27 protein-coding genes are annotated in these 25,421 nt (G+C 68.3%); 14 read left to right on the top strand and 13 right to left on the bottom strand.

Annotated features, from left to right (window positions below):
• The first annotated feature begins 29 nt into the window (after window positions 1-29).
• On the top strand, window positions 30-2,153 hold the full coding sequence (locus DMB37_RS29865) for an ATP-dependent DNA helicase RecQ (RefSeq protein WP_135235525.1): 2,124 nt from the start codon (window positions 30-32) through the stop codon (window positions 2,151-2,153).
• A 10-nt stretch (window positions 2,154-2,163) separates the two neighbouring features.
• On the opposite strand, the gene DMB37_RS29860 is transcribed toward DMB37_RS29865, so the two are convergent.
• From DMB37_RS29860 to DMB37_RS29850, 3 genes are all read right to left on the bottom strand, one after another.
• Entirely contained in the window at window positions 2,164-2,367 is a 204-nt protein-coding gene (locus DMB37_RS29860) for a hypothetical protein (protein WP_135235524.1), read from the bottom strand.
• Between the two features lie 64 nt (window positions 2,368-2,431).
• On the bottom strand, window positions 2,432-2,740 hold the full coding sequence (locus DMB37_RS29855; protein ID WP_240771712.1) for a hypothetical protein: 309 nt from the start codon (window positions 2,738-2,740) through the stop codon (window positions 2,432-2,434).
• Window positions 2,737-2,985 carry a DUF6364 family protein gene (locus tag DMB37_RS29850; RefSeq protein ID WP_135235523.1) on the bottom strand — a complete coding sequence of 83 codons (249 nt, stop codon included), beginning with the start codon at window positions 2,983-2,985 and terminating at the stop codon, window positions 2,737-2,739. The genes DMB37_RS29855 and DMB37_RS29850 overlap by 4 nt, the downstream gene beginning before the upstream one ends.
• Before the next feature lie 140 nt (window positions 2,986-3,125).
• Between DMB37_RS29850 and ligD the strand changes: the two genes are divergently transcribed.
• The 9 genes from ligD (at window position 3,126) to DMB37_RS29805 (ending at window position 11,598) form a co-directional block, all read left to right on the top strand.
• Window positions 3,126-4,100, top strand: coding sequence for a non-homologous end-joining DNA ligase (gene ligD, locus DMB37_RS29845; protein ID WP_135235522.1), 975 nt, complete (start codon window positions 3,126-3,128; stop codon window positions 4,098-4,100).
• A 221-nt stretch (window positions 4,101-4,321) separates the two neighbouring features.
• Window positions 4,322-5,272: a D-isomer specific 2-hydroxyacid dehydrogenase family protein gene (locus tag DMB37_RS29840; RefSeq protein ID WP_135235521.1), complete on the top strand. Its 951-nt coding sequence runs from the start codon at window positions 4,322-4,324 to the stop codon at window positions 5,270-5,272.
• 143 nt (window positions 5,273-5,415) lie between these two features.
• Window positions 5,416-5,772 (top strand): nuclear transport factor 2 family protein, encoded by a 357-nt coding sequence (locus DMB37_RS29835; protein ID WP_135235520.1) that lies wholly within the window; start codon window positions 5,416-5,418, stop codon window positions 5,770-5,772.
• Window positions 5,773-5,818: 46 nt separating this feature from the next.
• The gene (locus DMB37_RS29830; RefSeq protein WP_135235519.1) at window positions 5,819-6,238 is read left to right on the top strand and encodes a hypothetical protein; all 420 of its coding nucleotides are present in this window, start codon (window positions 5,819-5,821) and stop codon (window positions 6,236-6,238) included.
• 153 nt (window positions 6,239-6,391) lie between these two features.
• Complete coding sequence (locus DMB37_RS29825; protein ID WP_135235518.1) at window positions 6,392-7,378, top strand: alpha/beta hydrolase; 987 nt, start codon at window positions 6,392-6,394, stop codon at window positions 7,376-7,378.
• 2 nt (window positions 7,379-7,380) lie between these two features.
• The gene (locus DMB37_RS29820) at window positions 7,381-8,286 is read left to right on the top strand and encodes an SDR family NAD(P)-dependent oxidoreductase (protein WP_135235517.1); all 906 of its coding nucleotides are present in this window, start codon (window positions 7,381-7,383) and stop codon (window positions 8,284-8,286) included.
• Window positions 8,287-8,293: 7 nt separating this feature from the next.
• Complete coding sequence (locus tag DMB37_RS29815; protein WP_135237902.1) at window positions 8,294-9,214, top strand: ferritin-like domain-containing protein; 921 nt, start codon at window positions 8,294-8,296, stop codon at window positions 9,212-9,214.
• A 5-nt stretch (window positions 9,215-9,219) separates the two neighbouring features.
• Complete coding sequence (locus DMB37_RS29810; protein ID WP_135235516.1) at window positions 9,220-10,725, top strand: NAD(P)/FAD-dependent oxidoreductase; 1,506 nt, start codon at window positions 9,220-9,222, stop codon at window positions 10,723-10,725.
• Between the two features lie 42 nt (window positions 10,726-10,767).
• Window positions 10,768-11,598, top strand: a complete 831-nt coding sequence (locus DMB37_RS29805; RefSeq protein ID WP_240771711.1) for a MerR family transcriptional regulator — start codon at window positions 10,768-10,770, stop codon at window positions 11,596-11,598.
• Between the two features lie 4 nt (window positions 11,599-11,602).
• On the opposite strand, the gene DMB37_RS29800 is transcribed toward DMB37_RS29805, so the two are convergent.
• The 3 genes from DMB37_RS29800 to DMB37_RS29790 all read right to left on the bottom strand — a co-directional run bounded on the left by DMB37_RS29800 (window position 11,603) and on the right by DMB37_RS29790 (window position 14,618).
• The gene (locus DMB37_RS29800) at window positions 11,603-12,484 is read right to left on the bottom strand and encodes an alpha/beta fold hydrolase (protein WP_167768976.1); all 882 of its coding nucleotides are present in this window, start codon (window positions 12,482-12,484) and stop codon (window positions 11,603-11,605) included.
• Window positions 12,485-12,553: 69 nt separating this feature from the next.
• Window positions 12,554-13,312: an ABC transporter permease gene (locus tag DMB37_RS29795; protein ID WP_240771710.1), complete on the bottom strand. Its 759-nt coding sequence runs from the start codon at window positions 13,310-13,312 to the stop codon at window positions 12,554-12,556.
• Window positions 13,313-13,337: 25 nt separating this feature from the next.
• Complete coding sequence (locus DMB37_RS29790) at window positions 13,338-14,618, bottom strand: glycosyltransferase (RefSeq protein ID WP_135235514.1); 1,281 nt, start codon at window positions 14,616-14,618, stop codon at window positions 13,338-13,340.
• 96 nt (window positions 14,619-14,714) lie between these two features.
• Here DMB37_RS29790 and DMB37_RS29785 point away from each other — a divergent pair, with 96 nt between their 5' ends.
• From DMB37_RS29785 to DMB37_RS29775, 3 genes are all read left to right on the top strand, one after another.
• Window positions 14,715-17,276, top strand: a complete 2,562-nt coding sequence (locus DMB37_RS29785) for a cytochrome P450 (RefSeq protein ID WP_135235513.1) — start codon at window positions 14,715-14,717, stop codon at window positions 17,274-17,276.
• Window positions 17,174-17,662, top strand: coding sequence for a pyridoxamine 5'-phosphate oxidase family protein (locus DMB37_RS41740; protein WP_135237899.1), 489 nt, complete (start codon window positions 17,174-17,176; stop codon window positions 17,660-17,662). The genes DMB37_RS29785 and DMB37_RS41740 overlap by 103 nt, the downstream gene beginning before the upstream one ends.
• Before the next feature lie 108 nt (window positions 17,663-17,770).
• Window positions 17,771-18,865, top strand: coding sequence for a methyltransferase (locus tag DMB37_RS29775; RefSeq protein WP_135235512.1), 1,095 nt, complete (start codon window positions 17,771-17,773; stop codon window positions 18,863-18,865).
• Here DMB37_RS29775 and DMB37_RS29770 read toward each other — a convergent pair.
• Window positions 18,862-19,452 (bottom strand): TetR/AcrR family transcriptional regulator, encoded by a 591-nt coding sequence (locus DMB37_RS29770; RefSeq protein ID WP_135235511.1) that lies wholly within the window; start codon window positions 19,450-19,452, stop codon window positions 18,862-18,864. The genes DMB37_RS29775 and DMB37_RS29770 overlap by 4 nt on opposite strands.
• A gap of 70 nt (window positions 19,453-19,522) precedes the next feature.
• Between DMB37_RS29770 and DMB37_RS29765 the strand changes: the two genes are divergently transcribed.
• Entirely contained in the window at window positions 19,523-20,335 is an 813-nt protein-coding gene (locus DMB37_RS29765) for a bifunctional 2-polyprenyl-6-hydroxyphenol methylase/3-demethylubiquinol 3-O-methyltransferase UbiG (protein ID WP_135235510.1), read from the top strand.
• 34 nt (window positions 20,336-20,369) lie between these two features.
• Here the strand turns inward: DMB37_RS29765 and DMB37_RS29760 are convergent, their stop codons facing one another.
• The 6 genes from DMB37_RS29760 to DMB37_RS29735 form a co-directional block, all read right to left on the bottom strand.
• Window positions 20,370-20,702 carry a hypothetical protein gene (locus tag DMB37_RS29760; protein WP_135235509.1) on the bottom strand — a complete coding sequence of 111 codons (333 nt, stop codon included), beginning with the start codon at window positions 20,700-20,702 and terminating at the stop codon, window positions 20,370-20,372.
• A gap of 185 nt (window positions 20,703-20,887) precedes the next feature.
• Window positions 20,888-21,790, bottom strand: coding sequence for a hypothetical protein (locus DMB37_RS29755; protein ID WP_240771709.1), 903 nt, complete (start codon window positions 21,788-21,790; stop codon window positions 20,888-20,890).
• Window positions 21,787-22,395, bottom strand: coding sequence for a nitroreductase family protein (locus DMB37_RS29750; protein ID WP_135235507.1), 609 nt, complete (start codon window positions 22,393-22,395; stop codon window positions 21,787-21,789). Before DMB37_RS29750 ends, DMB37_RS29755 begins: the two co-directional genes overlap by 4 nt.
• Window positions 22,395-23,387 carry a ScbA/BarX family gamma-butyrolactone biosynthesis protein gene (locus tag DMB37_RS29745; protein WP_240771708.1) on the bottom strand — a complete coding sequence of 331 codons (993 nt, stop codon included), beginning with the start codon at window positions 23,385-23,387 and terminating at the stop codon, window positions 22,395-22,397. Before DMB37_RS29745 ends, DMB37_RS29750 begins: the two co-directional genes overlap by 1 nt.
• Window positions 23,384-24,304 (bottom strand): nucleoside-diphosphate kinase, encoded by a 921-nt coding sequence (locus tag DMB37_RS29740; RefSeq protein WP_135235506.1) that lies wholly within the window; start codon window positions 24,302-24,304, stop codon window positions 23,384-23,386. Before DMB37_RS29740 ends, DMB37_RS29745 begins: the two co-directional genes overlap by 4 nt.
• Window positions 24,301-25,392 carry an SDR family oxidoreductase gene (locus DMB37_RS29735; RefSeq protein ID WP_135235505.1) on the bottom strand — a complete coding sequence of 364 codons (1,092 nt, stop codon included), beginning with the start codon at window positions 25,390-25,392 and terminating at the stop codon, window positions 24,301-24,303. The genes DMB37_RS29740 and DMB37_RS29735 overlap by 4 nt, the downstream gene beginning before the upstream one ends.
• Window positions 25,393-25,421 lie beyond the last annotated feature (29 nt).

The following is a 25,421-nucleotide window of genomic DNA, read 5'->3' as shown; positions in this document are numbered from 1 at the left end:
TGTCGGTACCGTCGGGCACGATGGAGCCCATGACCACGGCGACCGATGTCCCGGCGATCGACCTCACCGCACCCGACCTTCGCGAGCGCGCGGAACATTTGCTGCGCGAACTGGCCGGACCTGCCGCTCGGCTACGGGAGGACCAATGGACGGCGATCGAGGCGCTGGTGGTGCAGCGGCGCCGCGCACTGGTGGTGCAGCGCACCGGCTGGGGTAAGTCGGCGGTGTACTTCATCGCCGCGAAGCTGTTGCGCGGGGCCGGGCGCGGGCCGACCGTCATCGTGTCGCCGTTGCTGGCGCTGATGCGCAACCAGGTCGCCGCCGCGCAACGAGCGGGTGTGGTTGCCGCGACCATCAATTCGGGCAATGTCACCGAATGGGACGAGATCCACACGCAGGTCGCCTCCGGCAAGGTGGACGTACTGCTGGTCAGCCCGGAACGACTGAACAATCCGGACTTCCGCGACCAGGTGCTGCCGAAACTCGCCGCCGACGCCGGCCTCGTGGTGATCGACGAGGCGCACTGTGTCTCGGACTGGGGCCACGACTTCCGGCCCGACTATCGGCGGATTCGTACACTCATCGCCGATCTCGGCTCGGACGTACCGGTGCTGGCCACCACCGCGACCGCGAACGATCGGGTGGTCACCGACGTCGCCACCCAGATCGGTACCGACACCCTGGTGTTGCGCGGCACGCTGGACCGCGAGTCGCTGCACCTGTCGGTGGTGCGCTTCGACGACGCGGTGGAACGCACCGCGTGGCTCAGCGGGCACCTGCGCAGCCTGACCGGCTCCGGCATCGTCTACACGCTCACCGTCGCCGCCGCGCATGATCTGGCCGACGTGCTGAACTCGCACGGCCACACCGTCGCCGCCTACACCGGCCAGACCGATCCCGCCGAACGCGAGGCGCTGGAAGCGGCGCTGCTGAACAACGAGGTGAAGGCGCTCATCGCCACCTCGGCGCTCGGGATGGGTTTCGACAAGCCCGATCTCGGCTTCGTCGTGCACGTCGGCGCGCCGTCCTCCCCCATCGCCTACTACCAGCAGGTCGGTCGCGCGGGTCGCGCCACCGAGCGGGCCGAGGTGGTGCTGCTGCCCGGACCCGAAGACGCGCGGATCTGGAGTTACTTTGCCTCCGTTGCGTTTCCGCGCGAGCACATCGTGCGCTCGGTACTCGACGCGCTCGACACGGATCGGGCGTTGTCCACGGCCGCGCTGGAACCACTGGTCGAGCTGAACCGTTCCCGGCTGGAGATGGTGCTCAAGGTGCTGGACGTGGACGGTGCGGTGCGCCGGGTCCGCGGCGGCTGGATCTCCACCGGTCAGCCGTGGACCTACGACACCGAACGCTACGAGCGACTGTCCGAGGCGCGCGAGGTCGAGCAGCAGGCCATGATCGACTACCAGTCGACCACCGCCTGCCGGATGGAGTTCCTGCGCCGTCAGCTCGACGACCCCGGATTGCCTGCGGGACAAACGGATTCGCCCGGCTGCGGGCGCTGCGACAACTGCACCGGCACCCGGCCCGACGTCACGGTGGATGCCGACGCGGTCGCCGCCACCCGGGCCCGCCTCGACCGGCCCGGCCTGGATCTGAGCCCGCGCAAGCAGTGGCCCACCGGCATGGCGAAACTCGGAGTTCCGTTGTCCGGCAAGATCACCGGCGGGGCCGAGACGGGGCGGGTGCTCGGCAGGCTCACCGATCTCGGCTGGGGTCAGCGCCTGCGCACCCTGCTCGACGGGCCCGACGATCCCATCCCCGAGAAGGTCTTCGAGGCCTGCATCGCCGTCCTGCGCGACTGGGATTGGGCCGTTCGCCCGACCGCGGTGATGGCCCTCGAATCCCCGCGCTACCCCGTGCTGACCGCCACCCTCGCCGCGGGCCTCGCCGAGGTGGGCCGCATGCACGACCTCGGCACGCTGCCGACCCGCCCGGACCGCCCACCGGTGTCCGCCGCCAACTCCGCTCACCGCGTCGCGGGCCTGTTCGACTCCTGGGAGGTCCCCGACCTCACCGACGTCGAGGGCCCGATCCTGTTGGTGGACGCGCTCTCCGACACCGGATGGACCCTCACCCTCGCCGCACACGCACTGCGCAAGGCGGGTGCGGACGCCGTCCTTCCGTTCGCCCTCGCGTCGGTCACCTAGTCGGCTGGAGTCACTGCCGAGCGTCAGGCAGGGTGATCGTCTTCGGATCGGGTTCGATCGGCCGGGTACCGCCCAGCTGATTGTCCGGCGGCACCGGTCGGCGCGGCTCGCGGACGCCCGCCGTGCCGCCGCCGTTACCGCCGCGGGGCGGACCACCTCCGGCTACCTTGCCGCCCAACAGTCTTCGAATGGCCCGGAGCAGTTTTCGCATCATAGGGTCCAGTGTGCTCGCCGGATCGGCGGTCGCCGTCGTTGTTCACGCGCAGCGAAGCCGCAGATCAGAGGCTGAGGGTGGCGCGCAGGCGGGCGTCGAGGGATTCGGATTCGGAGACGGTGAGTTCGCCGAGTTGTTCGGTGAGCCACGGGCGGTAGGCGCGGTGCAGTTCGAGGGTGTCGGCCCAGCCGTGTTCGGTGTGGGTGGCCAGGACGTGGCCGGGGTCGGCCTCGCGCAGCGGGACGACGTGCAGCCAGCGGTACGGCGAGGTGATCACGGCCGAGTCGGAGACCAGCACCACCGACATGCGTCGGGGCAGCGGGGTGCCGTCGCGCAGTGCCGGGGAGTAACGCCAGACTTCGCCGCGCCTCATGCCGCGCCGCGGTTGCGGCGGGCGTCGGTTTCGGCCGCCTCGGCGATGGTCAGATCGTCGAACGCGGCGGCTTGTTCGGCGGCCTCGTCGACGGCCAGCTTGGCCAGGCTGTCGTGCACCAGCGCAGTGCGCAGCGAGGCGTTGATCACGGCGGAGAGGCTGCGATTCTGCTGGTCGGCGGCCTGCTTCGCCCATTCGGCCACCTGGGGATCCAGGGTCACGGTTACCCGCGTCGCTTTAGTCATGCCGCCGCCTCGTCAGCGCTCGCCGCCGCATGATCTTCATGCCACGCTCGCTCATACCCTCATGCATACCACGATGCTGCACAGTGTGCGGCCCGTTTTCCGTCCCCGTGGCCGGTGCCGCTTCGGCTATCGTCGGACGCGTGGCCAGCAAGTCTGCGTCGCCGGCCATCGAACTCGATGTCGGCGACCGCACGATCCGCATTTCCAACCCGGACCGGGTGTACTTTCCGGAGACCGGCGCGACCAAGCTCGACCTGGTGCAGTACTACCTGAGCGTCGGCGACGGCATCGTCCGCGCGCTGCGCGACCGGCCGTGCATGCTGCACCGCTTCCCGAAGGGCTTGGCCGGGGACAAGGTGCACCAGAAGCGGCTGCCCGCGGGCGCGCCGGACTGGATTCCCACAGTGCGCGTCTTCTTCCCCCGCTACGGCAGGCACGCCGACGAGCTGTGCGTGCACGAGCTGGCCGACGTCGTCTGGGCCGTGCAGATGTCGACCGTCGAGTTCCATCCGTGGAACTCCCGCGCCGCCGACACCGAGTGCCCCGACGAGTGGCGCATCGATCTGGATCCGATGCCGGACTGCCCGTGGTCGCGGGTGCAGCGGGTGGCCGGTGTCGCGCAGGAGGTGCTCGACGAGCTCGGCGCGGTCGGCTGGCCGAAGACCTCCGGCGGCAACGGTTTACACATCTATGTCCGGATCGCACCGAACTGGGGTTTCAAGGAGGTGCGGCGCGCCGCGCTGGCCTTCGCCCGTGAGGTGGAGCGCCGCGCACCCGACGACGTGACCACCACCTGGTGGCGCAAGGACCGCGATCCCGAGCTGCTGTTCGTCGACTACAACCAGAACGCCCGCGACCACACCATCGCCGCCGCCTACTCGGTGCGCGGCGTGCCGACGGGCACCGTTTCCACCCCGATCCGCTGGGACGAGATCTCCGACATCGACCCGCGCGACTTCACCATGAAAACCGTCCCCGCCCGCTTCGCCGAACTCGGCGATCTGCACGCGGGCATCGACGACGCCGTCTTCGAGATCGACCAGCTGCTGGAATGGGCCGATCGCGACAAGGTGGACGCCGATCTGGACGCGGAAACCGACCTCGACGCGAACTAGCCACAGCCGATCTGACCGTCCGCGCACACTCCCGGCTGCCTACGGATGACAGCGAATTCGTCGGCAGAAGGCAACAGGGGGCGCGGCGAGTGGGGCGGAGAAACCCTCCCGGGCCCTTGCGCTGCGGCGCGGCGAGGGGGCTCAGCGACGGTGATAACGTCGCGGAGGCGCTGCCATAGCTGCCGTGCGAACCCGCTGTACTGCTCCGAAGGAGGTCCTCCATGAACCGACCGGCAGTAGCGATAGCGATCGGACCGGCCGACCCGCCGCCCGCATTGCTGGCGAAGGCGGTGGTGGACGGCGGCGCGACGATAACCGACCTCAGCGAGGCGCAGGCGCTGATCTGGGCGGGCACGCCCGGGCAGTTCCCGGACGAGTTGCCGAGCACCGTCGAGTGGGTGCAACTCCCCGCGGCCGGCGTCGAAGAATGGTTCAACGCAGGCATCATCGCCGCCCACCCGAAGGTGCAATTCACCTCCGCCGCAGGTGCTTTCGCGGCGAGCGTGGCCGAGCACGCGCTGATGCTGCTGCTGGCCGGGGTGCGTTACCTGCCCGAGCAGCTACGCGCGGCCAGCTGGCGGCAGCAGGATTTCATCCCGCACATCGGTTCGCTGCGCGGCAAGACGGTCACCATCGTCGGCGCGGGCGGCATCGGCCGCGCGCTGATCCCCATGCTCACCCCGCTCGGTGCGCAGGTGATCGCGGTGAACCGATCCGGCCGACCGGTCACCGGCCCCGGCATCCCCGACACGATCGAGACGATCTCCACCGACCACCTCTCCCGCGTGTGGCCGCGCACCGACCACGTCGTCGTCGCGGCCCCCGCCACCTCCGCGACGCACCATCTCATCGACGCGGACGTGCTCGCGAGGCTGAAGCCGTCCTCGTGGGTCATCAACATCGCCCGCGGCAGCCTGGTCGACACCGACGCTTTGGTCACCGCGCTCGCCTCCGGCGCGATCGCGGGCGCGGGTCTCGATGTCACAGAGCCGGAACCGTTGCCGGACGGCCACCCGCTCTGGGTGCTGCCCAATGCCATTGTTACGCCGCATGATTCGAACCCGCCACAGTTGCGGCTGGCCGCCTTGGCCGACCACGTAGGCGCGAACGTGCAGCGCTTCGTCGCGGGCAAAGATCTGCTGGCCCCGATCGATCCGGACCGCGGCTACTGATCCCCGCGCGCCGCCCCTACGTATACGGCGGCGAAAAGTACTTATAGATGACTGATTCGGGGCACCCCCCTGCGGCCATAACGTAGTTCCTGTCAGCAAGAACGACAGCGAAACCGCAGATCACAGCCCCGAAGGAGCTCATCATGGACACCATCGTCGCCCAGTACCTGGAAGCCTGGAACACCACCGACGCCGCCGCCCGCAGGGCCGCCGTCGCCCGGGTGTTCACCGAGACCGCAGGCTACACCGACCCACTGATGGCGGTGACCGGGCACGACGCCATCGACGCCGGAATCGCCGCGGCGCAAGCACAATTCCCCGGTTGGACCTTCCGGCTGGCCGGCCCGGTGGACGCCCACCACGACCAGGTCCGCTTCACCTGGGAGCTCGGCCCCGCCGACGCCCCCGCGGTGGTTGTCGGCTTCGACGTCGCCGTGGTCGCGGACGGCCGCATCGCCAACGTGTACGGCTTCCTCGACAAGGTCCCCGCCGCCGCCTGATCGAAAACTACTCCACCACACACTGATTCACGAAGGAAACACAGTCATGAACACCACCGCCCCGTCCTACCTGTCCTCCGTCATGGCCCCCGGCCCGCAGCTGCTTCGCCTCTCGCTCCGGTTGGATGCCGTGGTCACCGGCGTCAACGGCCTGGCCTACCTCGCCCTCGCCGGACCGCTGGAGTCGCTGCTCGGCCTGAACACCGAGCTCGGCATTCCGATCGGGATCTTCCTGACGCTGTACGGCGTGGCGGTGGCGATCGTCGGCACCCGGCAGACGATCAGCCCCGCGGCGACCCGCCTGGTGATCGCAGGCAACGCCGCCTGGACCGTGGTCAGCCTCGCCGCCCTCATCGCAGGCGCCCTGGACCTGAATCTGGTCGGCTCGATCTGGACGGTCATGCAGGCCGGCACCGTCGGCGGTTTCGCCGCCCTGCAGTACCTGGGCCTGCGCAAAGCGCAGTGAGTATCCGACAACTGAACAGCCCCGCCCCCGACGGCCGCGGCACCAGCACACCAGCTGATGCCGCGGTCGTCGTCGCAGGTCAGAGCATGTCGCGATCAGCCTGCAACAAATGTGCCATTGACAACTGGCACATTCATCGATGATTCTGAACACATGACAAGGTCAACGAGGACCTCGATCCCCGGGGTACCCACCGCACCCTCCACGCGGGCCACCCTGGCCGCGGCGGCCACCCAGTTCGGGTTGCGCCCGCTGAACAACGCGGTGCCGATGAACGCCCCCGGAGTCTGGTTCGCCCGCAAGCTCGTCGCCACCTTCATGGCCGTCGGCGGCCCGGTGCCCCGCGGCACCGCCGTCACCCCGGTGCGGTCCGGGGCGGTGCGCGGCGAATGGGTCCGCGCGCCCGGCGTCTCCTTCGGCAAGCGCGCCGTCTACTACATCCACGGCAGCGGTTACGTCATCTGCTCCGCCCGCACGCACCGCGGGCTGGCCGCGCAGCTGTCGCGCAAGACCGGGCTCCCGGTCTTCCTGACCGACTACCGACTCGCCCCGGAGCACCGCTTCCCGGCCGCGGCCGACGATGTCGAGGCGGGTTACCGCTGGCTGCTCGACCGCGGCTACACCGCCGACGACCTGGTGATCGCCGGTGATTCGGCGGGCGGGCATCTCGCGCTCGACCTGCTCATCGAGAACGAACGCCGCCGCATTCCGCAGCCGGCGGCCGTGGTGATGTTCTCCCCACTGTTCGACCTCACCCTGCAGTTGGCCGCCGAACAGGAACGGCGCCAACGGGATCCGCTCATCTCCGCCAAGGCGGCGAGCCGCATGCCACGCGCCTATACGCAGGGCCTGCCCGACGACACCCCGCGCCTGCGGCTGACCGTGCCGGAGGGCATGTCGCTGCCGCCCATGTTGATTCAGGTCGGCGGCACCGAAATGCTCAGTGCCGACGCGCGAGCGCTCTGCGCGATGGTGCGCGCCGCGGGCGGCAGCTGCGAGCTGGAGGTGTGGCCGGGCCAGGTGCACGTCTTCCAGGCGCTGCCGACGCTGGTGCCCGAAGCCGATCAGGCCCTGGCCCGTGCGGCCGACTTCCTGCGGACCGCACTGGCCGCCCGCACTGTCTCCGAGAAGGTGAGCTGACGATGTTCGGACTGGAAAAGCTGCTGCCCCTGGGTAATCGGCCACGGCGCAGCTACGGCGCGCGAGCGGTGGTGACCGGGGCGGGCAGCGGCATCGGCCGGGCTTTCGCGCTGGAGATCGCCGAGCGCGGCGGGCAGGTGATCTGCGCCGACATCGACGAGGCCCGCGCCGACGAGACCGTCGCGCTGATCGAACGCAAGCATCGCGGCACCGCGCACGCGTTCCGCTGCGATGTGGCACACCGTGAAGACGTGGAAAACCTTGCGCGCTTTGCCGAATCGCTGTTCGAGCGCCCGGTCAGTCTGGTCATCAACAACGCGGGCGTCGGGATCGGCGGCAAGCGGGTCGGCCAGGTCGGCTTCGAGGACTGGGAGTGGGCACTCGGCATCAATCTGTGGGGTGTGGTGCACGGATGTGAGGTCTTCACGCCGCAGCTGCGCGCCGCCCGGCGCGGCGGCATCATCAATGTCGCCTCGGCCGCCGGGTTCGCCGCCGCCCCGTCGATGTCGGTCTACAACGTGTCCAAGGCCGGGGTGATGTCGCTGTCGGAGACGATGGCGGCCGAGCTGAGCGGCACGGGCGTCGCAGTCACCGTGCTGTGCCCCACCTTCGTGAAAACCAATGTGGCCAAGGACGGCCGGATCACCCAGCAGTCGGCCCGGCTGGCCGACACCCTGATGCGCTGGACCGGCTTCACGCCCGAACACGTCGCCCGCAACACCCTCGACGCACATGATCGTGGGCAGCTGTACGTGCTGCCCCAGCTCGACGCTCACGTGGTCTGGCGGCTCAAGCGCTACTTCCCCGCCCAGTACACCTACGTCCTCGGCCTCCTGGATCGGGTGCTGCCCCAGGACAACTCCCCCGCCACCGACCACACCTCGGTCACCGACAAGACAGGAGTCTGACATGGCCATCACGATGGACTTCGACGACATGCTCGCCAAGATCAAAGACCGGCAGTGGGCGCTGGCCGATATCGACTGGGACGCACCGGGCGCCGAGACGATCACGCCCGAGCTGCACGCCAAGCTCAAGCCGTTCATGGCCGACCTGATGTGGATCGAGAACGTCGGCGCGCGCGGCTTCGCCGCCATGGCGAAGAAGGCGCCCACCGAGACGCTGCGCGACATCTACCGCTACTTCCACGCCGAGGAGCAGCGCCACGCGAATGCCGAACTGGCGCTGATGCGGCGCTGGGGCATGCTCGACGGTGACGAGATCCCGCAGCCGAATGTGAACGTCAAGCTGGTGATCGACTTCCTGGACAAGTACGCCGACGGCATGTCGCTGTCGTTCCTGGGCACCGTGATTCCGATGCTCGAGGTCGCGCTGGACGGCGCGCTGGTCAAGTTCATCATGGACGAGATCCACGACCCGGTCTGCCAAGACGTCTTCAAGAAGATCAACAACGACGAATCCCGGCATTTGGCCGTCGATTTCGCGGTGATGGATCTGCTCGGACACGCACATATCCGCAAACTCGCCACCGACCTCGTCGGCGGCTGGCTGAAGCCGTCGCTGATCATCGGGGTGCTGAGCTATGTGCCGCTGCTGAACAAGATGCGCGACAACATCGTCGAGATGGGCGTCGACGAGGAGAAGCTGTACTCGGCGCTCAAGCGCTACGCCAATGTCGGTGAGCGCAGCGAATTCGCGCGCAGGCTGCCGATGTATCAGCTGGTGAAGCTCCAGGGCGGCTGGGTGATCGACCGCGGCCACCCGTACCACCTGTTCGCCGACGCACTGGTGAAGATCACCGCCAGGGTGCCGAAGGCGCTGCTGCGCAGGGACCCGACCTGGGTCAAGGAAGTCACCTACGAGCCGGCGGCGTGAGGCAGATGAGCAACAAGACTTTGGACGTCGCCATCATCGGCGGCGGGTTCGCCGGTATCGGCAGCGCGATCCGCCTGAAACAGAAGGGGATCGACAGTTTCGCCATCTTCGAGCGCGGCGACGCGATCGGCGGCACCTGGCGCGACAACACCTATCCCGGTGCGGCCTGCGACATTCCGTCGCGGCTGTACTCCTACAGCTTCGCGCCGAACCCGGACTGGTCGCACACCTACTCGGGTAGCAACGAAATCCTCGGCTATATCGAGACGATGGCGGCCGAGTTCGGCCTCGGACCGCATTTCCGGTTCGGCCACAACGTGTCCGGCATCGCCTTCGACGAGCCCGCCGGACTGTGGGAGATCACCATCGAAGGCCGCAGCGAGGCCGTGCGGGCCCGCGCCGTGGTGCTCGCCTCGGGACCGCTTGCCAATGTGAGCTTTCCGAACATTCGCGGCATCGAGGACTACGCCGGGCACAAGATCCACAGTGCCCGTTGGGATCACGACTACGACTTCACCGGCAAGAAGGTCGCGGTGGTCGGCACCGGCGCCAGCGCGGTGCAGATCATTCCGGAGCTGGTCGATAAGGCCGCCTCGGTCAAGGTCTTTCAGCGCACGCCGGGCTGGGTGCTGCCCCGGGTCAACCGGCGCACCAACGCGGTGACCAAGGAGCTCTACCGCCGAGTGCCCGCCGCGGAGCAACTCGCCCGGCAAGCCTGGTTCTACGGCCACGAGTCGGTCGCGCTCGGCGTCGTCTGGAACACGCCGCTGACCAGGGTCGTCGAACTGGTCGGGCGGGCCCAATTACGCAGGCAGGTCAAGGATCCCTGGCTGCGCCGCCAGCTCACCCCGGATTTCCGGGCGGGTTGCAAGCGCCTGCTGATGACCGACGACTACTACCCCGCGCTGCAACGGGACAACTGCAAGCTGATCACCTGGCCCATCGCGCGGCTGTCCGAAAACGGCATCCGCACTGCGGAAGGCATCGAGCACCAGGCCGACTGCATCGTCTTCGCCACCGGCTTCGACGTATCCAAGACCGGCACCCCGATCCCGGTCGTCGGCCGGGACGGCCGGGTGCTCGCCGACGAATGGTCGCGCGGCGCGTATGCCTACAAGAGTGTCGCCGTATCCGGGTATCCGAACCTGTTCTTCACCTTCGGACCGAACTCGGGGCCCGGCCACAACTCGGCGCTGGTGTACATGGAGGCCCAGATCGACTACCTGGTCAGTGCCATCGGCACCATCCTGGAGCAGGATCTGCGCGTGCTCGACGTCCGCAAGGACCGGCAGGACCGCTACAACGCGGGCATGCAGCGCAGGCTGACCGGCACCACCTGGAACTCGGGCTGCCGCAGCTGGTACCTCACCGAGGACGGTTTCAACGCGACCATGTACCCGGGCTTCGCCACCCAGTACGTCAATCAGCTGCGGACCGTCGACCTCGCCGACTACACGGTCGTCGCCGCGGACCGCAACGCCCGCAAGCCCCGGATCGCGGCGGTTTCCTAGATGACCGGTGCCGGCGGCCTTGGCGATAGACTCGGTCGATCAATGACCGGGCTGTTCGGTCGCCGGCATTCCGGCGCGCAGGTGGGCGAGGAGGTGGAATCGATGGAGTACCGCATCGATGACCTCGCGCGCGCCGCGGGCACCACCACCCGCAATGTGCGCGCCTACCAGGAGCGCGGACTGCTGCCCCCGCCCGTCGGCAAGGACGGCCGGGCCAGTATCTACGACAATTCGCACCTCGAGCGACTGCGGCTGATCGACGCGCTGCTGCAACGCGGCTTCACCACCGCGCACATCGGTGACTTCATCACCAGCTGGGAGACCGGCAAGGACCTCACCGAGGTGCTCGGCTTGCAGCACGCGGTCACCGCGTCGTGGTCGAAGGACGAAGCCTTCGAGGTGCCGCGCGAGCTGATCGGCACCATCCTCGGCGCGGAGGCCGACGAACTCGTCGACCGGCTGCGCGAGATGAACCTGGTCCGGTTGGAAGGTGACACCGTGGTGTTCACCGAGACCCAGCTGCTCACCTCGTTCGCCGAGCTGCACGAGTACGGCCTGGAACTGCGCACCCTCATCGAGATCTACGCCGAGGTCGCCGCCCGGATCGACGACATCACCCACATCATGATCACCGCCGCCAAGCAGCACATCATCGATGAGCACGGGGCAGGCTGGCTACCCGAGACCAGCAGCGAAATCGCCGACACCACAACGATGTTGAGCAAGATGCGCGAGCTGGCCGTCACCTCGGTGCACTCCACCCTGGCCCGCTCGCTCGACGTCACCCTGCGCCGGGAACTCGGCGACTACCTCGCCACCGCCGCCGAACGCGAACGCGCCAAGACGGATTCGCGCCCGGACACCTCTGCCTGACGGCTCAGACCTGGACCGAGTCGTGCTTTCCCGCGAAGTCCAGCAAGCGCGAAATCACCTGATCCGGAATCGCCCACAGCATGTCGTGCCCGACGCCGGGGTAGGTCTCGATATCGGCCGCGGGAAAATGCCGCCGGACGTGACCCGCCGCCACCTCGGGATCATGAATGACCGACTCGGCGCCGTACAAGGCGAGCACCGGTGCGGTGATCGCGGCCAGCCGTTCGTCGCTGAGCGGGCGCGGCCACGGCAACGCCATCCGGAACTTCACCCCCGCCAGAATCATTTCCCATTCCTGCTCGGTGAACCGGATACGCGGCTGGAGCCAATCGTTGAGCTTCTGCATCTTCTCCCGGGTAGGGCGGATGCCCGCGGCGATGAACTTCCGCAGCACCCGCCATGGCGGCCTGCCGAAGATGGCCGGGGTCGGCTCCAGCAGGCTCAGACTGGCCAGCCGATCGGAATGCTCAGCGGCGATAACGACGGCCAGCCATGCGCCGAGCGAGTAGCCCGCGAGGTGGACGCGATCCGCACCGAGTCCGGCGATCACCTCGCCGGCCCAGCGGGCGATATCGGTCTCGTCGCGCATCGGCGCGGTCTGCACACAGCGTCCCGCCCATCCCATGACATCGGTGGTGTACACGATGCGGTCGCGGGCCAGGTCCTCGATGAACGGGCCCCACACCAAGCCGTTGCCCGACATGCCCGGCAGTAGCAGCAGCGGGGCACCATCTCCGGACCCCGACCGACGCACTCGCGTTGTCCCGAAAGATGTTTCGATGTCGAGCTCTGTCGACGGCACCGGCCACTGTGCCGACATCGCGTCGTAGCTTCGCAGGTAGGTGGCCTGCGCCTCGTCGCTGGTGAATCGCCCGATCTTCGGCATGATCTCCCCTCCCGTGTTGGTGATATCAACGTACCATATAAATGGTACGGACATATCACCAAAACGGATTCACACTCGCGACCGACGGGCGAAAAGTACTGCGGCACAGGCGTAGCCGACCACCGCCAGTCCGACGGACCAGAGCACCGCGAGCACCGCACTGCTGTGCCATTCCGCGCCGATGAGCAGGCCGCGGAGCGTGTCGATCACCGGCGTCGCGGGCTGATGCTCGGCGAAGCCGCGCAACCAGGACGGCATGGTGGCGGTCGGCACGAAGGCGCTGCTGATGTAGGGGATGAACATGATGGCGTAGGTGAATCCGCCTGCGGCCTCCGGGTTTTGCGCGAGCAAGCCCAGCGCGACCGCGATCCAGGTGATCGCGTGCACGAAGAGCACGATCACCGCGAGCGCGCCGAGCCAACCGAGAAACCCTGCGTTAGAACGGAAGCCCAGGATCACCCCGACCACCAGCACCACGGCGACAGCGAGCATGTTGCGCACGACCCCCTCCCCCACATGCCCGGCCAGCAGTGCTTGCCGAAAGATCGGCAAGGTCCGGAATCGGTCCACCGCACCGGTGCGCAGATCGGTCGCCACCGCGGTGGCGGTGATCGAGGCGCCGAAGCCGGTGCACAGCAGGATGATTCCGGGGATCACATAGTCGATGTAGGGGCCGTCCACCTGTATCGCGCCACCGAACACGTACACGAACAGCAGCATGATCAGCACCGGCAGCAACAGCGAGATCAGCAGCGTGTCTCGGCTACGTAGCGTATGCCGCACCGCCCGCCGGAACATGACAGCGCAATCGCCGTAAACGCCGCTCATACCGTCCCACCGGCGGACTGCCTGCTCACCCGGCCGTGGCCTCGACGATGTCGGCGGTGCGCGGCGTGGCATCGGCGTGCGATTGCAGCTCTCCGGCAAGGGTTTTCGCGCGTTGCGCGGTCCCCTGGTCCAGCAGTGTCCGCACCCCTGCCTCCAGTCGCTCCCGGTCGAGCTTGCGGAAGCTCAGATGCGCACCGACACCGAGCCGTTCGACCTGTGCACCCCACATCGGCTGGTCGAACGACACCGAACAGACCAGCGTCGGCAGACCGGCGCGCAGGCTTTCGAACGTGGTACCGATGCCGCCGTGGTGCACGGCGGCGGCACACACCGGGAAGACGATGTCGTGCGCGACCGGGCCGACCACCTTGACCTGCTTCCCGGTTTCGGCCTCGGCGGCGGCCAGATCGCTCCAGCCTGCGCTCACCAACCCGCGGATACCCAGCCGTTCGCACACCTCCTCGACGATGGCGAGCACGGCATGCGTGTCCCGGATGGGCATGCTGCCGAAACCGAAGTACACCGGCGGGTCGCCCTCCGCGATCCAGGCGATCACCTCCCCGTGATCGGCGGCCAGCTCGCCGAGCGCCTCCCTGGCGGTCCGCTCCAGCGGCAGGAAGCCGACGAGCGGCCTGCGCTCGCCCCACTCCTCGGCCAAGCCGGGCACCAGGGCACGGTCGTAGATCTGCACCTCGGGCACGCCCGCACGCGCGAGCATGTCGGCAGGTGCGGCGGTGGTGCGCGGCAGGCCGAGTTCCTTGCGCAGCTGATTGAGGTAGCGCATGAAGACGACGCGGCGCAGGTTCTCCGCGAGCAGCCAGGTGGCGCGGTTCACCACGGCGGGCGGGTGCCAGGCAGGCGGCAGCGAGCCGGGGAACGGATACGCGGAGTTCTTCCGGCACGGAAAGCCGTGCAGCGAGACCATCGGCACCCGCATCGCCTCGGCGACCGACGCGGCCCGATCCTCGGTGAGCATGGTCGCCACGATGACGTCCGCGCCCGCGCACACGTCGATCACCTCGCGGTTCATCTGCTCGGCGTAGTCGGCCATCTGCTTGCCGACCAGCTGCATCAGCCGGAAGCTGCTGCCCGCCGCCAGCGCCTTCTGGCCCTCGTCGGATGAGTAGAGCTGCTGCACGTCCGGCCCGCAGCTGACCGCGGTCAGGCCGGTGCGGGTGGCGAAGTCGACGAGGTTCGGCGGCGCGCCGACCAGAACGTCGTGGCCGCGTCTGCGCAGCTCCAGCCCGAGCGCCACCGCGGGTTGCACGTCACCGCGGGTGCCCGTCAACGGAATCGCCACTCTCATGCCAGCTCCTGTACCCGGCGGGCCATACCCCGCACTTGTCGCGACTCGTCGTTTTTCCAGCATCCCGCGCGGCGCACATGTCCGTACCGTGGTCCCATGCACGTCGCGCTGTTCACGGACTTCCATCCCGCGACTCTCGGCGGGATCCAGACCTCGGTACATGCCCAGCGTCGCGGGCTCGAGCGGCTCGGCCACCGCGTCACCGTATTCACCGCGCCCACGCCGGAATCTACCGAACCGGACCCGGACCTGGTGGTCCTTTCCGCACTCGGGGGCGTCGTGGTGAACGGTTTCGCCATGGTGCTGCCGACGCCGGCGAACAATCGGACCATCGACGCGGCGTTCGCCGAGCGCGGCCCCATCGACGTCGTGCACACCCAGACCACCTACGGCGTCGCCATCGCCGGGCTGCGCGCGGCCCGGCGCCACGGCCTGCCCGTGGTGCACACCGTGCACAGCCGCGACGACGTCTTCATCGCCAACACCTCGCCGGTCCCGTACCTGTCCGCGCTCACCATGCGGGCGTTGCACGGCCGCTTCGTCTCCCATCGGGGGCGAATGCCGCGCAACGACGAATCGCGGGCGGCACGGCATGCCTGGCGCACGATGGTCGCTCAGGCCCAGGCCGCCGATCGGGTGATCGTGCCGACCGAGCATTTTGCCGAGCGCATTCTGGCGCATGGGCTGGCTCGGCCCATTCGAGTGATCTCCAATGGGATCGATGACGAGCTGCTCGACGCCGCACAGACTTCGGTGCCAGAGTCCGGCCCGGCAAGCGGCCCACTGCGAATCCTGTGGTGCGCCAGGCTTTCCGGGGAGAAGCGACTGCTCGAGGCAATCGATGCGGTGCGGCTCGTCGAGAACTGCGTGTTCGACATCTACGGCACCGGCGAGCTGTGGGAACGTGCGCGAGCGGCGATCGACGCCGGCGGGCTGAGTGGTCGGGTGCGGCTGCACGGTGCGGTCAGTCAGGCGGAGTGCCTGGCCGCGATGGCGCTGCACGACGTATTGCTCTTCCCCTCTTCGGGTTTCGACACGCAGGGTATGGCGTTGCTGGAGGCGGTGGCCATGCGGCTGCCGGTGGTCTACTGCGATCCGGATCTGGCCGAGACGGTGCCCGAAGGCGGCGGTGTCTGTACCCGCAATCCGTCGGTGTCGGCGATCGCCGACGCACTGCGCGAACTCGCCGACGACCCGGAACAATTGGCGCCGATGCGCAAGATCCTCGCCGATCATGCCGACTCTGCGCGGCAATCACGCCTCACCGAGGCGATTGCCGGGATATACACCGATCTGGTCGGAGGTGCGAAACAAGCTATGCCGCAGCCTGTTCCGAAAGTACCCACCGCGCCGGGGCGGCTACCCCTGCTCGGTCACAGTGTGGTGGCGTTGCGCGACGGACTGAAGTTCGTGACGTCGCTGGCCGAGATCGGCCCGATCGTCCGGATCTATCTCGGCCCGCGACCGGCCTACGTGCTCACCACCCCGGATCTCATCCGTGAGGTGGGTTTCGGCGAGGCGGGCGAATTCCATCGCGAGGAGCTGCGCGACGCGATCCAGGAGGTGATTCGCGGTGCGTCCAACGTGCTGAGCGGCAAACCGCACGAACTGCGCCGCCGGATGATCGCGCCCGCGCTGCGGCAGCGCCGGTTGACCGAATACGCGGTGGTGGCCGCCGATCTCGCGAATGCGTGGTCGGCGTCGCTGGCGCCCGATCGGCCGTTGAACCTGGTAAACGAGGCGCACCGTCTCGTCCTCGACACGATCTCCTCGACGCTGTTCACCGCCGAGTTCGGCGCGGACGCGAAACATGAAGTCCAGCAGAACATCCCGTGGCTGCTCGGTCAGGTGATCCAGCGCGCCGCGTTGCCGCCGCCGGTGCGCCGCCTGCGCCTCGTCGCCAATCGCCGGTTCACCGCCAAGTCCCGTCGGTTGCGCGCCGAGATCGGCGCCGTGGTCGCCGAATACCGCCGCGCCGACCGTGATTTCCACGACGTACTGTCCGCGCTGGTCCGCCACAGCGACCCCGAGACCGGCACCCGCCTGTCGGACGAGGAGATCATCGACGAGCTGCTGCTCATGCTGGCCGCGGGCGTCGGCTCGACCGCGTCCATCCTGGGCTGGGTGTGGCACGAGATCATGCGCAATCCGGATATCGCCGCCGAAATACGTCGCGAGCTCGACGATTTCGTGGGCGAGGCCCCGATCACCCCCGGCCATGTCGCGGAACTGCCGTATCTGCGGCTGGTCATCCTGGAGACCCTGCGGTTCTGGGGTCCGTGGGTCAGCACGCACACCGCGGACGGACCGGTCACGCTGGGTGGCACCACGCTGCCCGACGGCGCGATGGTGGTGTTCAGCCCGTACATGATTCACCACAATCCGCACTACTACCCCAGCCCAGAGACCTTCGACCCGGACCGCTGGTTCCCCGGCCGCGTCGAGGAGATCGACAAGAAGGCGATCCTGCCGTTCGGCGTCGGCAGCAGGCACTGCCCCGGCAACAACTTCGCCCTGATGACCATCACCCTCGCCACCGCCGCCCTCTTCGCCCGCTGGCAGCCGGTCGCCGACCCCGGCTACCGGGTGAAGCCGTCGAACCGCGATTTCGTCGCCGCCCCATCGCGGTTGCCGGTGGTCCTGCACGCCCGGCGCTGAACCGACGACAACGCGGCCAGACCGCGATCCAGCCCCCAGAGGCACCCGTATGGGGCTGGTTCACCACCGGCAGGCGAACACGCAAGGCCCGCAACCTCGCTCGCGATCCGCACTGTGCGATCAGCATCGCCGCCCACGACTTCGACCTCACCGTCAACGGCACGGCAGCCCAGGTCACCGACCCGGCGGCGGTGGCCGACGTCGCCGCGCGTTATGCCGCGGACGGCTGGCCTGCGACGGTCGACGACACCGGGCTGGCGCTCACCGCCGAGTACAGCGCGCCATCCGCGGGTCCGCCGCCCTGGCACGTCTACCGCATCACCGTCGAGACCGCGATGGCGCTGGCCACGGTGGAGCCGGGCGGCGCGACCCGCTGGCGATTCTGACCACGTCGACCGCGTCGATGGGCGGCCGCCGGTTCGGCCCGTGACGAGCGGCAGGCCCGTACGCTGCTTGGTGGCATAGTGCCGGCCGTCGAGCGGATGGAGACTCCTATGGCACCCGATCACCCGAGAATGCCACCGCCAGCGCTGGTTCGGGCTGTCGAACTGGTGCGCAACGGCCTGTCCGTCGCCTACCGCAAGCTGGTGCCGGGGCAACTCGCGGTGATGGAACTGCTGGCCGCCGGATGGTTGACGCAGGCGATCCATGCCGCCGCCGAACTCGGCGTCGCCGACGCACTGGCGGACGGACCACGCAGCGGCGCTGAGCTGGCCGAGGCCATCGGCGCCGATGAGGACGCACTGCACAGATTGCTGCGACTGCTCATCAGCCACGGTATTTTCACCCGGCGCCGGGACGGTAGGTACGCCCTCACGTCGATGGCCAAAGCGCTCCAACGAGACACCGATGTCACGCTGCGCGACGCCGCCCTGTTCTTCGGTTCGCCTATCCACCGGGACAATTGGTCGCATCTGGTCGACGCGGTCCGCACCGGCAAGCCGGTCGGCGAAGCGCTGCACGGCATGTCGTTCTTCGAGCACGCGCGGGTCGATCGTGAGCTCGGCACACTGTTCGACAACGCGATGACCAGCATCGGCAGCCTGGCGCTCACCCCGTTGCTCGCGGCCTACGACTTCGGCGCATTCGACACCCTGGTCGATGTCGGCGGCGGCGAGGGCGCGCTGCTCACCGAAATCCTGCGCCGCGCACCACGATCCACGGGCATCCTGTTCGACCTGCCGGAGGTGCTCGAGTCGGCGCCGAGCAGGCTGGCCGAGCTCGGGCTGACCGACCGCTGCGCGATCGAGGCCGGTTCCTTCTTCGACGCCGTACCCCAGGGCGGCGACGCCTACCTGCTGAAGCACATCCTGCACGACTGGGCCGAGGACGACGCGGGACGGATCCTCACGACGATCCGCGCGGCGATGAAACCCGATGCCCGCCTGCTGATCATCGAACTCGTCGTCCCCGAGCACACTCGTCCGCATCCCGGCAAGTTCATCGATCTCGAGATGCTGGTGAATACCGGCGGGCGCGAGCGGACCGCCGACGAGTACCGGGAGTTCCTGGCGCGCTTCGGTTTCAAGCTGACGCGAGTGATCCCGACGGTGTCACCGGACAACATTCTCGTAGCCGAACCCGCCTAAGGTGCCAGCGCCCCGGCGACGACCGTGGTCACGACCTTGCTGACGGCTTCGGCCGTCGGCGGCGCACCTTTCCGGTCGGCGAACAGGAGATGCCCGGCCCCGATCAGCGTGGGCGCCAAGACTTCCACGTCGGCCCCGGCTACGACACGGCCCTGTTCGCGCTCGGCGTCGAGGTAGTCGGCGATCATCGCGGTCGCTTCCGCCAGCAGCGGAACACCTGTCGGCCTGGACTGACGCAGCCTGGTGCGCAACTCGTCCCGGAAGGTGACGAGGCTGACGATCGACACGGCAACCGTCCCGAACAGCTGGGTCAGCGCGCCGCCGAGATTGCCGACGACGGTGCCGGTTCCCGCGGCTTCGCGCAACGCGGCCGCCTGCTGGTCGATCCGCGCTATGCGGTCGAGCACGAGCTCGGCCAGGAAGGCGTCGAAGTCGGTGAAATGCCGGTGCAGCACCCCTTTGGCGCAGCTTGCCTCGGTGGTGACCGCCCGGCTGGTCAGCGCGCTCGGCCCGTCCCGCAGCAGGATGCGTTCGGCGGCATCGAACAACTGGTCGCGCACGTCGCGCATGGCCACTCCGGTTGGCACCGTGTACTTCTCCTTGTCGTCCAGCCCGAAACGGTTGAAGAGTGGGCATCCGCCCACTTATAGTGGGCACATGCCCACTATACCGCCGCCACCGCCAGCGGAGTCTCATCGAGCCCGCGAGATTGCCGAGTCGTTCGGCGTGGACACCGAGCGCTACGACCGGTCCCGCCCCCGCTATCCCGACGCGCTGGTGCAAGCGATCGTCGCCGAAAGCCCGGGACGCGACTTCCTCGACGTCGGGGTCGGCACCGGCATCGTCGCCCGCCAATGCCGAGCCGCCGGTTGTACCGTCCTCGGCGTCGAACCCGACGAACGGATGGCCGAATTCGCGCGCCGCCACGGCACCGAGGTCGAAGTGGCCACCTTCGAGGCCTGGGACCCCGCGGGGCGAACCTTCGACACCGTCGTCTCCGGGCAGGCATGGCACTGGGTGGACCCCGTCGCCGGCGCGGTCAAGGCGGCCGAGGTGCTACGGCCGGGCGGCCGACTTGCCTTGTTCTGGAACGTAAGTCAACCACCGCCCGAACTCGCGGAGACCTTCGCCGAGGTCTACCGACGTGCCGTCCCCGACTCCCCGTTCGCTCGCCTGCCCGCGACATCTCCCGTTGCGATGTACGCGGCGATGTGCGACAAAGCCGCCGACGGCATGCGCGATTCAGGCGCCTTCAGCGAGCCGCGGCGGCAGCAATTCGACTGGGAACAGCGATATACCCGCGATGAGTGGCTGGATTTCTCAGCGACCACCGGCGCCACCACCCGTCTCCCCCAGTCCGTGCTGGACGAGGTGCTGGCCGGCCTCGGCGCCGCCGTCGACGCGGTGGGCGGCAGCTGCACCGTGCAGTACACGGCAATCATGGTCACCGCGGCGCGGATCGCCACCTGAAGCTCACGACCCGTCGGTCCACCGACCGAAGTTCCTAGGTGTCGGAAACGAAGGCGCGGGTGGTGATGCCGAGTGCGGTGCTCGTCATGCAGGAGGCGCGCATCGGCTGGCCGACCTCGGACGGTACGGAGTCGGTGCCGGAGTAGGGACCGAAGGCCGGGCCGTCCGGGCTCGAAGCGGCACTGATGCCGAGGCATTCGACCTGCAAGACCGAGGATCCGGACCCCTCGTGGCAGCGGGCGATGGCGTCGGTCACCCCTCGATCGATGAAGCAGGCGCCGGGGTCGGCGGCCGCGGCGTTCGCTGTGCCGATCACCATGCCGCAGGTGAGCACGAGTAGGCAGCCGACCCCGATGCTTCGACGCAACAGGGTTCGTACGACTCGCCCTCGCTTACGCTCGCTCACATAGATCCCTTCCTCGCGAGTGTGCACAATCGTCCCGGTACCGGCCCGGTCGCCGCATCAGCGTGAAGCGTCCCCCGGCGTTATTCCACCAGAACCGAGGCGCATTCGCGCGGGACACGACGGTCGCATCGACCACCGTTTCCGCGTCAGGACAGGCTCAGGGCCTGGCCGATCAGGGTGAGGTAGAGCGCGAGGATGAAGACGACGGCGGGCATGGCCGGATAGTCGACGCGGTCACCACGCAGGAACTTCAGTGCGCCGAAGGCCGGAATCAGCAGCAACGGGACGGGGAGCCAGGCGAGCAACGAGTGATCCCACGGGCGGACGAGAGCGATATCGCACAGCGCCGCCGCGACCGCACACAGCAGCGACGCCGCGGTGCTTCCCTTGGCGCCCAGAGCATTCGAGTACAGCAGCTCGTCGGGCCGGCGCTCGCGTGAGGTCTTCCTGGCGAACTCGAATTGCAGGAAGGCACCGGCGAACACACCGGCGACCGCCGCGGCCTGCCACTGCGCGCGCACCTCGCCGGTGTCGATCGCCGAGACGACCACGTAGCCGGTGACGAGTAGCTGCACGGGATAGGTGACGAACAGATTCACCATGATGTTGGTGCGCACTGTCGCGAACAGCCACTCCAGCCCCCACAGGACCAGCCCGTAAGCCATTGCGACAGCAATCATTGCAGCCGAACCCACCGACAGCGCCAGACTGCCCGCGATGGCACCGAGCGCGATGAGCCCCATCGCCACTCGAAGTTCGACCGCACTCACCGCGCCGGTCACCAGCGGGCGGTCCGGGTTATGCACGCGGTCGTATTCGAGGTCCTTCTGCTCGTCGACCATGCGCAGATACAGCAGTACGAACGCGACGACCACTACCCGCACCAGCGTGGCGCCGGTCGGTCGCCAGGCCGAATCCGGCTGTGTTACCAGCGAAGCCGTGCCTTCCAGAGCCAGCACCCACAGCACGCCGTACAGCAGGTAGTGCGGCTTGTACATCACCGCGGTGAACCGGACGATCCGCGCGGCGGACGCCAGCGGGTTTCTCACGCCCACCGATCCCAGTTGGTCACCTCGGCCGCCGGTGTGCGCCGCCCTGGCCTGTCACTGCCGGGCAGCATGTGCGCAACCGGGACCATGGCCACCTGGGTCACCTCGTCGAACGGGATACCGAGCAGGTCGGCGACCTCGCGTTCGTAGGCCAGATGCGCCGTCGTCAGGCAGGATCCGAGCCCGCGCTCGCGCAGGGCGAGCATGAAGTTCCACACCGCGGGATAGATCGAGCCGTAGAAGCTGGCCGACCGCAGTGGCGGCGCGGACGCAGGCAGCCTGCCGAGCGAGCAGACGAGCACCAGCGCGGGCACCTCGGCCAGATGCTCCGCCAGGTACCGTCCGGAGGCGAGATCGCCGAGCTGATCCGGCCGCGGTGTGCGTCCGGCCAGGTTGGCGGCGAAGCCTTTTCGGTAGTACTCCGCGATCTGCTGCTTGGTTTCCGGGTCCTGCACGACGAGGAAGCGCCATGGCTGCCGGTTACTGCCGCTCGGTGCCTGAATCGCGATATCCAGGCACTCCAGCAGATCTCGACGCTCGACCGGCCGGGTGAGATCGAGGCGGCGGCGAAACGACCGGGTCGTGGTGAGCAGTTCGGTGCTCATCAGCGCTCGGCCGCAGGCACGTCGGCGTCGAAACCCAGTTCGTCGTCGGCGAATTCGAGATCGACCTCGGCCGCGACCGCATCGCACTGCCGGATCTCGCAGTGGATCACCGTCCGGTCGGCCTGCTGCCCGGTGACCTCCGCAACGCATTCCGCAGGACGGTCCAGCTCCACAAATCGCTCGAAAGCGCTGCCGACGCACTGCAAACGGGGCGCCCGGTGCAGCACCATGGCCAGCGCGGTCTGCCTGCATGCCTCGATCAAAAGACTCCCCGGCGCATGATCGAGTTGGTGATCGAACAGAAACGGATGGCCGAGATCGGGCACCAGCGTGGCGCGGGCGGTGGCACCGGACACCTGCGGCGCGGCGATCACGACATTGCGCCAGTTCTCCCGCCCGACCTCGGCCGCGACCGCGCGATCGGTGAGAGCCGAGGCACCCGGATACGCACCGAGACCGAGGCTTTTCCGGAAGGCCGCACGAAGCGAGGTCCACTGTCGCGACGTCATCCAGGAGAACGAGCCGTCGACGGTCATCATCGACTCCCCGCCACAGTCGATTTCGAGCACCATGTCCAGACCCTGCACTCGCTCACCACGCACGTGCCGGCGCGGCACCCGCACTCGCATCACGAGATCGGCGGGCGCCGTACCGATTTCCCAGGCCGCGGTGTCCGCGCCGGTGCCGTTGAAGGTCCGCACGATGAACGCCATGTCGGAAGGTACGCCGTAGAACTCGTGGCTCAGCGCGATCGCCGCCTGTCTGGCTGCTTCCATCACCAGCAGCGGGTCGTGCCGCAGCGCAAGCGATCCGAGATGGTCGCTGTAGTAGGCGTGCATCCTCGGTAATTGGGCGCCGACCACGAACTCGTCCTCGGCCACGGTGTCGAGCGAGGTGACGAACACCTCGGACACCGCGCACCGGTGCGCCAGTTCGCGCGAGATCGTGCGCAGATGAGTCGCGGTCTTCACCGTTTCCACGTTCGCCGTCACGGTTGTTCCTCCAGCCAGTCTTTCGCGGACACCGGGCGCAGCGTCTGCGGCTGCGTGCCGACCCGCATCGGGAGTACATAGGACCCGAGCACGATCACCGACCACGGATCGAGTTCCCGGCCGTCGGCCCACGCGGCATACAGCAGCTGCGCGCAGTCCGTGTCGGCCCCGAGGTCGAATCCGGGTGCGGCCGGGGCACCGGCCGCTTCGAGGTCGCGCAGAATCCGCTCTACCGCGACCGCACGGTCGAAGCTGCGAGCGGGTGTCCACGCGTAGAGGTCGTTCGCGATCGCGAGGGCCTCGGCCGAGCGGTCGATGCCCGCGCCCGCCTCCGCGATCACCGCCGACCGGCGTTGCTCGTCCAGGTAGATGGCGAGCTCCCGCAGCACATCGGCGGGGTCGTCGGGTGAATGCACCAGATTCAGCAGGTAGCTGTGGCGGCCGAGCAGATGGCGCAGCTCGCCAGGCTGGCGTTTACGCGGGTCGGTCGGGCCTTTCGCCTCGGTAAGGCGCAGGGGGACCGGCAGTTCCGCGTCCTCGCCGCGCACGACGAGCACCAGCACATCCGAGATACCGACGAGCAGGTCGGCCAGGCGTCGGCGTTCGGGTGAGGCGATGTTCCAGGCGAAGTACCACAGCGCGCGAGCGAAATGCCGGTCGACCGCTACCCGGAAGGCAGAGACGACTCGGAAGTCATTGTCCGCCAGCCACTTCAGTGTCGGTTCGACGGCTCTGGCGACGATGGCGTCCGGCTTCAGCAGCAGCATCGAGTGCGCCTTGGCGAACTTCTCGGCATCGACACCGAGGCGACCCAGTTGGTCTACGGTCTCCTGCACATAGGTGTCGCCGACATAGGCCGCCACCTTTTCCCGCTGCGGCGTCAGCGCGGCGAGCAGCTCACCCAGCGGCGCCGTCACCGGTTCGCTCCACCGAAGTCGTTGCCCGCCAGCACTTCTTCGATAGACGGCAAGGGCACGCCGAGGTATCCGGATTCCAGGCAGTAGTCCAGCAGCACCCGCAGATACTCCTTTCCGGTCGACGGCGACGATCTGCCGAGCAGCACTTCGGCATTCGATGTGTCGAAGGCCAGCCGACGCTCGAAGTAGCTGGTGTACAGCGAGCCGATGCGCCGGTAGTACTCCCGCTCGATGGCGCCGAGATCGTCTTCGTGGAAGGTCGTCGCGGGCACGAAGGTCGCGACCTCGAACGACGGATACTCGGCGAACACGTCGGATACCTCGCGCAGCGACAGCGTGTCCCGGCCGAGCGCGTGAAAGGTGCGCCCGGTCGCCGAGTCGAAATCCAGCACGGCTGCGGCGATCACCTCGGCGACGTGGTCGACCGGCGCCAGCGAGAGCGTCGCGTCGTACCGGCCGGGCAGCGAGCGCAGTTTGCCCTCGACCATGAGCTTGACCACGGTGTAGAGGTTCTTGTACTCGCGGATCACGCCGGTGCCGCTCGCGCCGGTCACGATGCCGGGCCGCACAATCGCCCAGCGCAGGCCATGCTCGCCCGCCGCACGCACCAGCTGTTCGGCGCGGAACTTGCTCTGCTCGTAGCCGTTTCCGAAGTACTGGCCCGCGTCGAGTTCATCCTCGGCGATGGTGCCGCCGCGCCTTCCGCACACGTACGCCGTGCTGACGTGGACGAGCGGAATGTCCCACCGCTGCGCGAACGCGATCGCGTTGGCCGTGCCGCGGACATTGAGTTCGTCGTAGTCCTGCGCGGCGGCATCGAACGCCGTGGTGGCGGCGCAGTGCACGATCATGCCGACGCGTTCGGACAGATCTGCGCAATCACGCTCGGACAGCCCGAATCCGGGGCTGCGGATGTCGCCCGCGACCGAACTACCCGCGCCGAGCACGGTGCCGTCGTTACGGACGATGCACGAATTGCTGTGCAGCACAGCGGCGACCGGGCGGCTCGCGGCGGCCAGCCGGGCCACCACCTCCGCACCGACGAGGCCTGTTGCGCCGGTGACCAATACGGTGTCGCGCCCGCTCATGCTGTGGCCTCGCCGACGCTCGGTGCGGC

This window comes from Nocardia sp. CS682 (genome assembly GCF_004634405.1).
GTDB classification, from domain to species: domain Bacteria; phylum Actinomycetota; class Actinomycetes; order Mycobacteriales; family Mycobacteriaceae; genus Nocardia; species Nocardia ninae.
The sequence above is the reverse complement of the archived record's forward strand: the minus strand, read 5'-3'. Positions and strand labels throughout refer to the sequence as shown.

Coding starts and splice junctions, on each gene's coding strand:
- DMB37_RS29825 (WP_135235518.1), top strand. CDS start 6,392: ATGACAAGGTCAACGAGGACCTCGATCCCCGGGGTACCCACCGCACCC.
- DMB37_RS29735 (WP_135235505.1), bottom strand. CDS start 25,392: ATGAGCGGGCGCGACACCGTATTGGTCACCGGCGCAACAGGCCTCGTC.
- DMB37_RS29805 (WP_240771711.1), top strand. CDS start 10,768: ATGACCGGGCTGTTCGGTCGCCGGCATTCCGGCGCGCAGGTGGGCGAG.
- DMB37_RS29855 (WP_240771712.1), bottom strand. CDS start 2,740: ATGAGGCGCGGCGAAGTCTGGCGTTACTCCCCGGCACTGCGCGACGGC.
- DMB37_RS29775 (WP_135235512.1), top strand. CDS start 17,771: ATGGCACCCGATCACCCGAGAATGCCACCGCCAGCGCTGGTTCGGGCT.
- DMB37_RS29840 (WP_135235521.1), top strand. CDS start 4,322: ATGAACCGACCGGCAGTAGCGATAGCGATCGGACCGGCCGACCCGCCG.
- DMB37_RS29820 (WP_135235517.1), top strand. CDS start 7,381: ATGTTCGGACTGGAAAAGCTGCTGCCCCTGGGTAATCGGCCACGGCGC.
- DMB37_RS29800 (WP_167768976.1), bottom strand. CDS start 12,484: ATGCCGAAGATCGGGCGATTCACCAGCGACGAGGCGCAGGCCACCTAC.
- DMB37_RS29765 (WP_135235510.1), top strand. CDS start 19,523: ATGCCCACTATACCGCCGCCACCGCCAGCGGAGTCTCATCGAGCCCGC.
- DMB37_RS29850 (WP_135235523.1), bottom strand. CDS start 2,985: ATGACTAAAGCGACGCGGGTAACCGTGACCCTGGATCCCCAGGTGGCC.
- DMB37_RS29830 (WP_135235519.1), top strand. CDS start 5,819: ATGAACACCACCGCCCCGTCCTACCTGTCCTCCGTCATGGCCCCCGGC.
- DMB37_RS29865 (WP_135235525.1), top strand. CDS start 30: ATGACCACGGCGACCGATGTCCCGGCGATCGACCTCACCGCACCCGAC.
- DMB37_RS29785 (WP_135235513.1), top strand. CDS start 14,715: ATGCACGTCGCGCTGTTCACGGACTTCCATCCCGCGACTCTCGGCGGG.
- DMB37_RS29835 (WP_135235520.1), top strand. CDS start 5,416: ATGGACACCATCGTCGCCCAGTACCTGGAAGCCTGGAACACCACCGAC.
- DMB37_RS29860 (WP_135235524.1), bottom strand. CDS start 2,367: ATGATGCGAAAACTGCTCCGGGCCATTCGAAGACTGTTGGGCGGCAAG.
- DMB37_RS29810 (WP_135235516.1), top strand. CDS start 9,220: ATGAGCAACAAGACTTTGGACGTCGCCATCATCGGCGGCGGGTTCGCC.
- DMB37_RS29790 (WP_135235514.1), bottom strand. CDS start 14,618: ATGAGAGTGGCGATTCCGTTGACGGGCACCCGCGGTGACGTGCAACCC.
- DMB37_RS29795 (WP_240771710.1), bottom strand. CDS start 13,312: ATGAGCGGCGTTTACGGCGATTGCGCTGTCATGTTCCGGCGGGCGGTG.
- DMB37_RS29750 (WP_135235507.1), bottom strand. CDS start 22,395: ATGAGCACCGAACTGCTCACCACGACCCGGTCGTTTCGCCGCCGCCTC.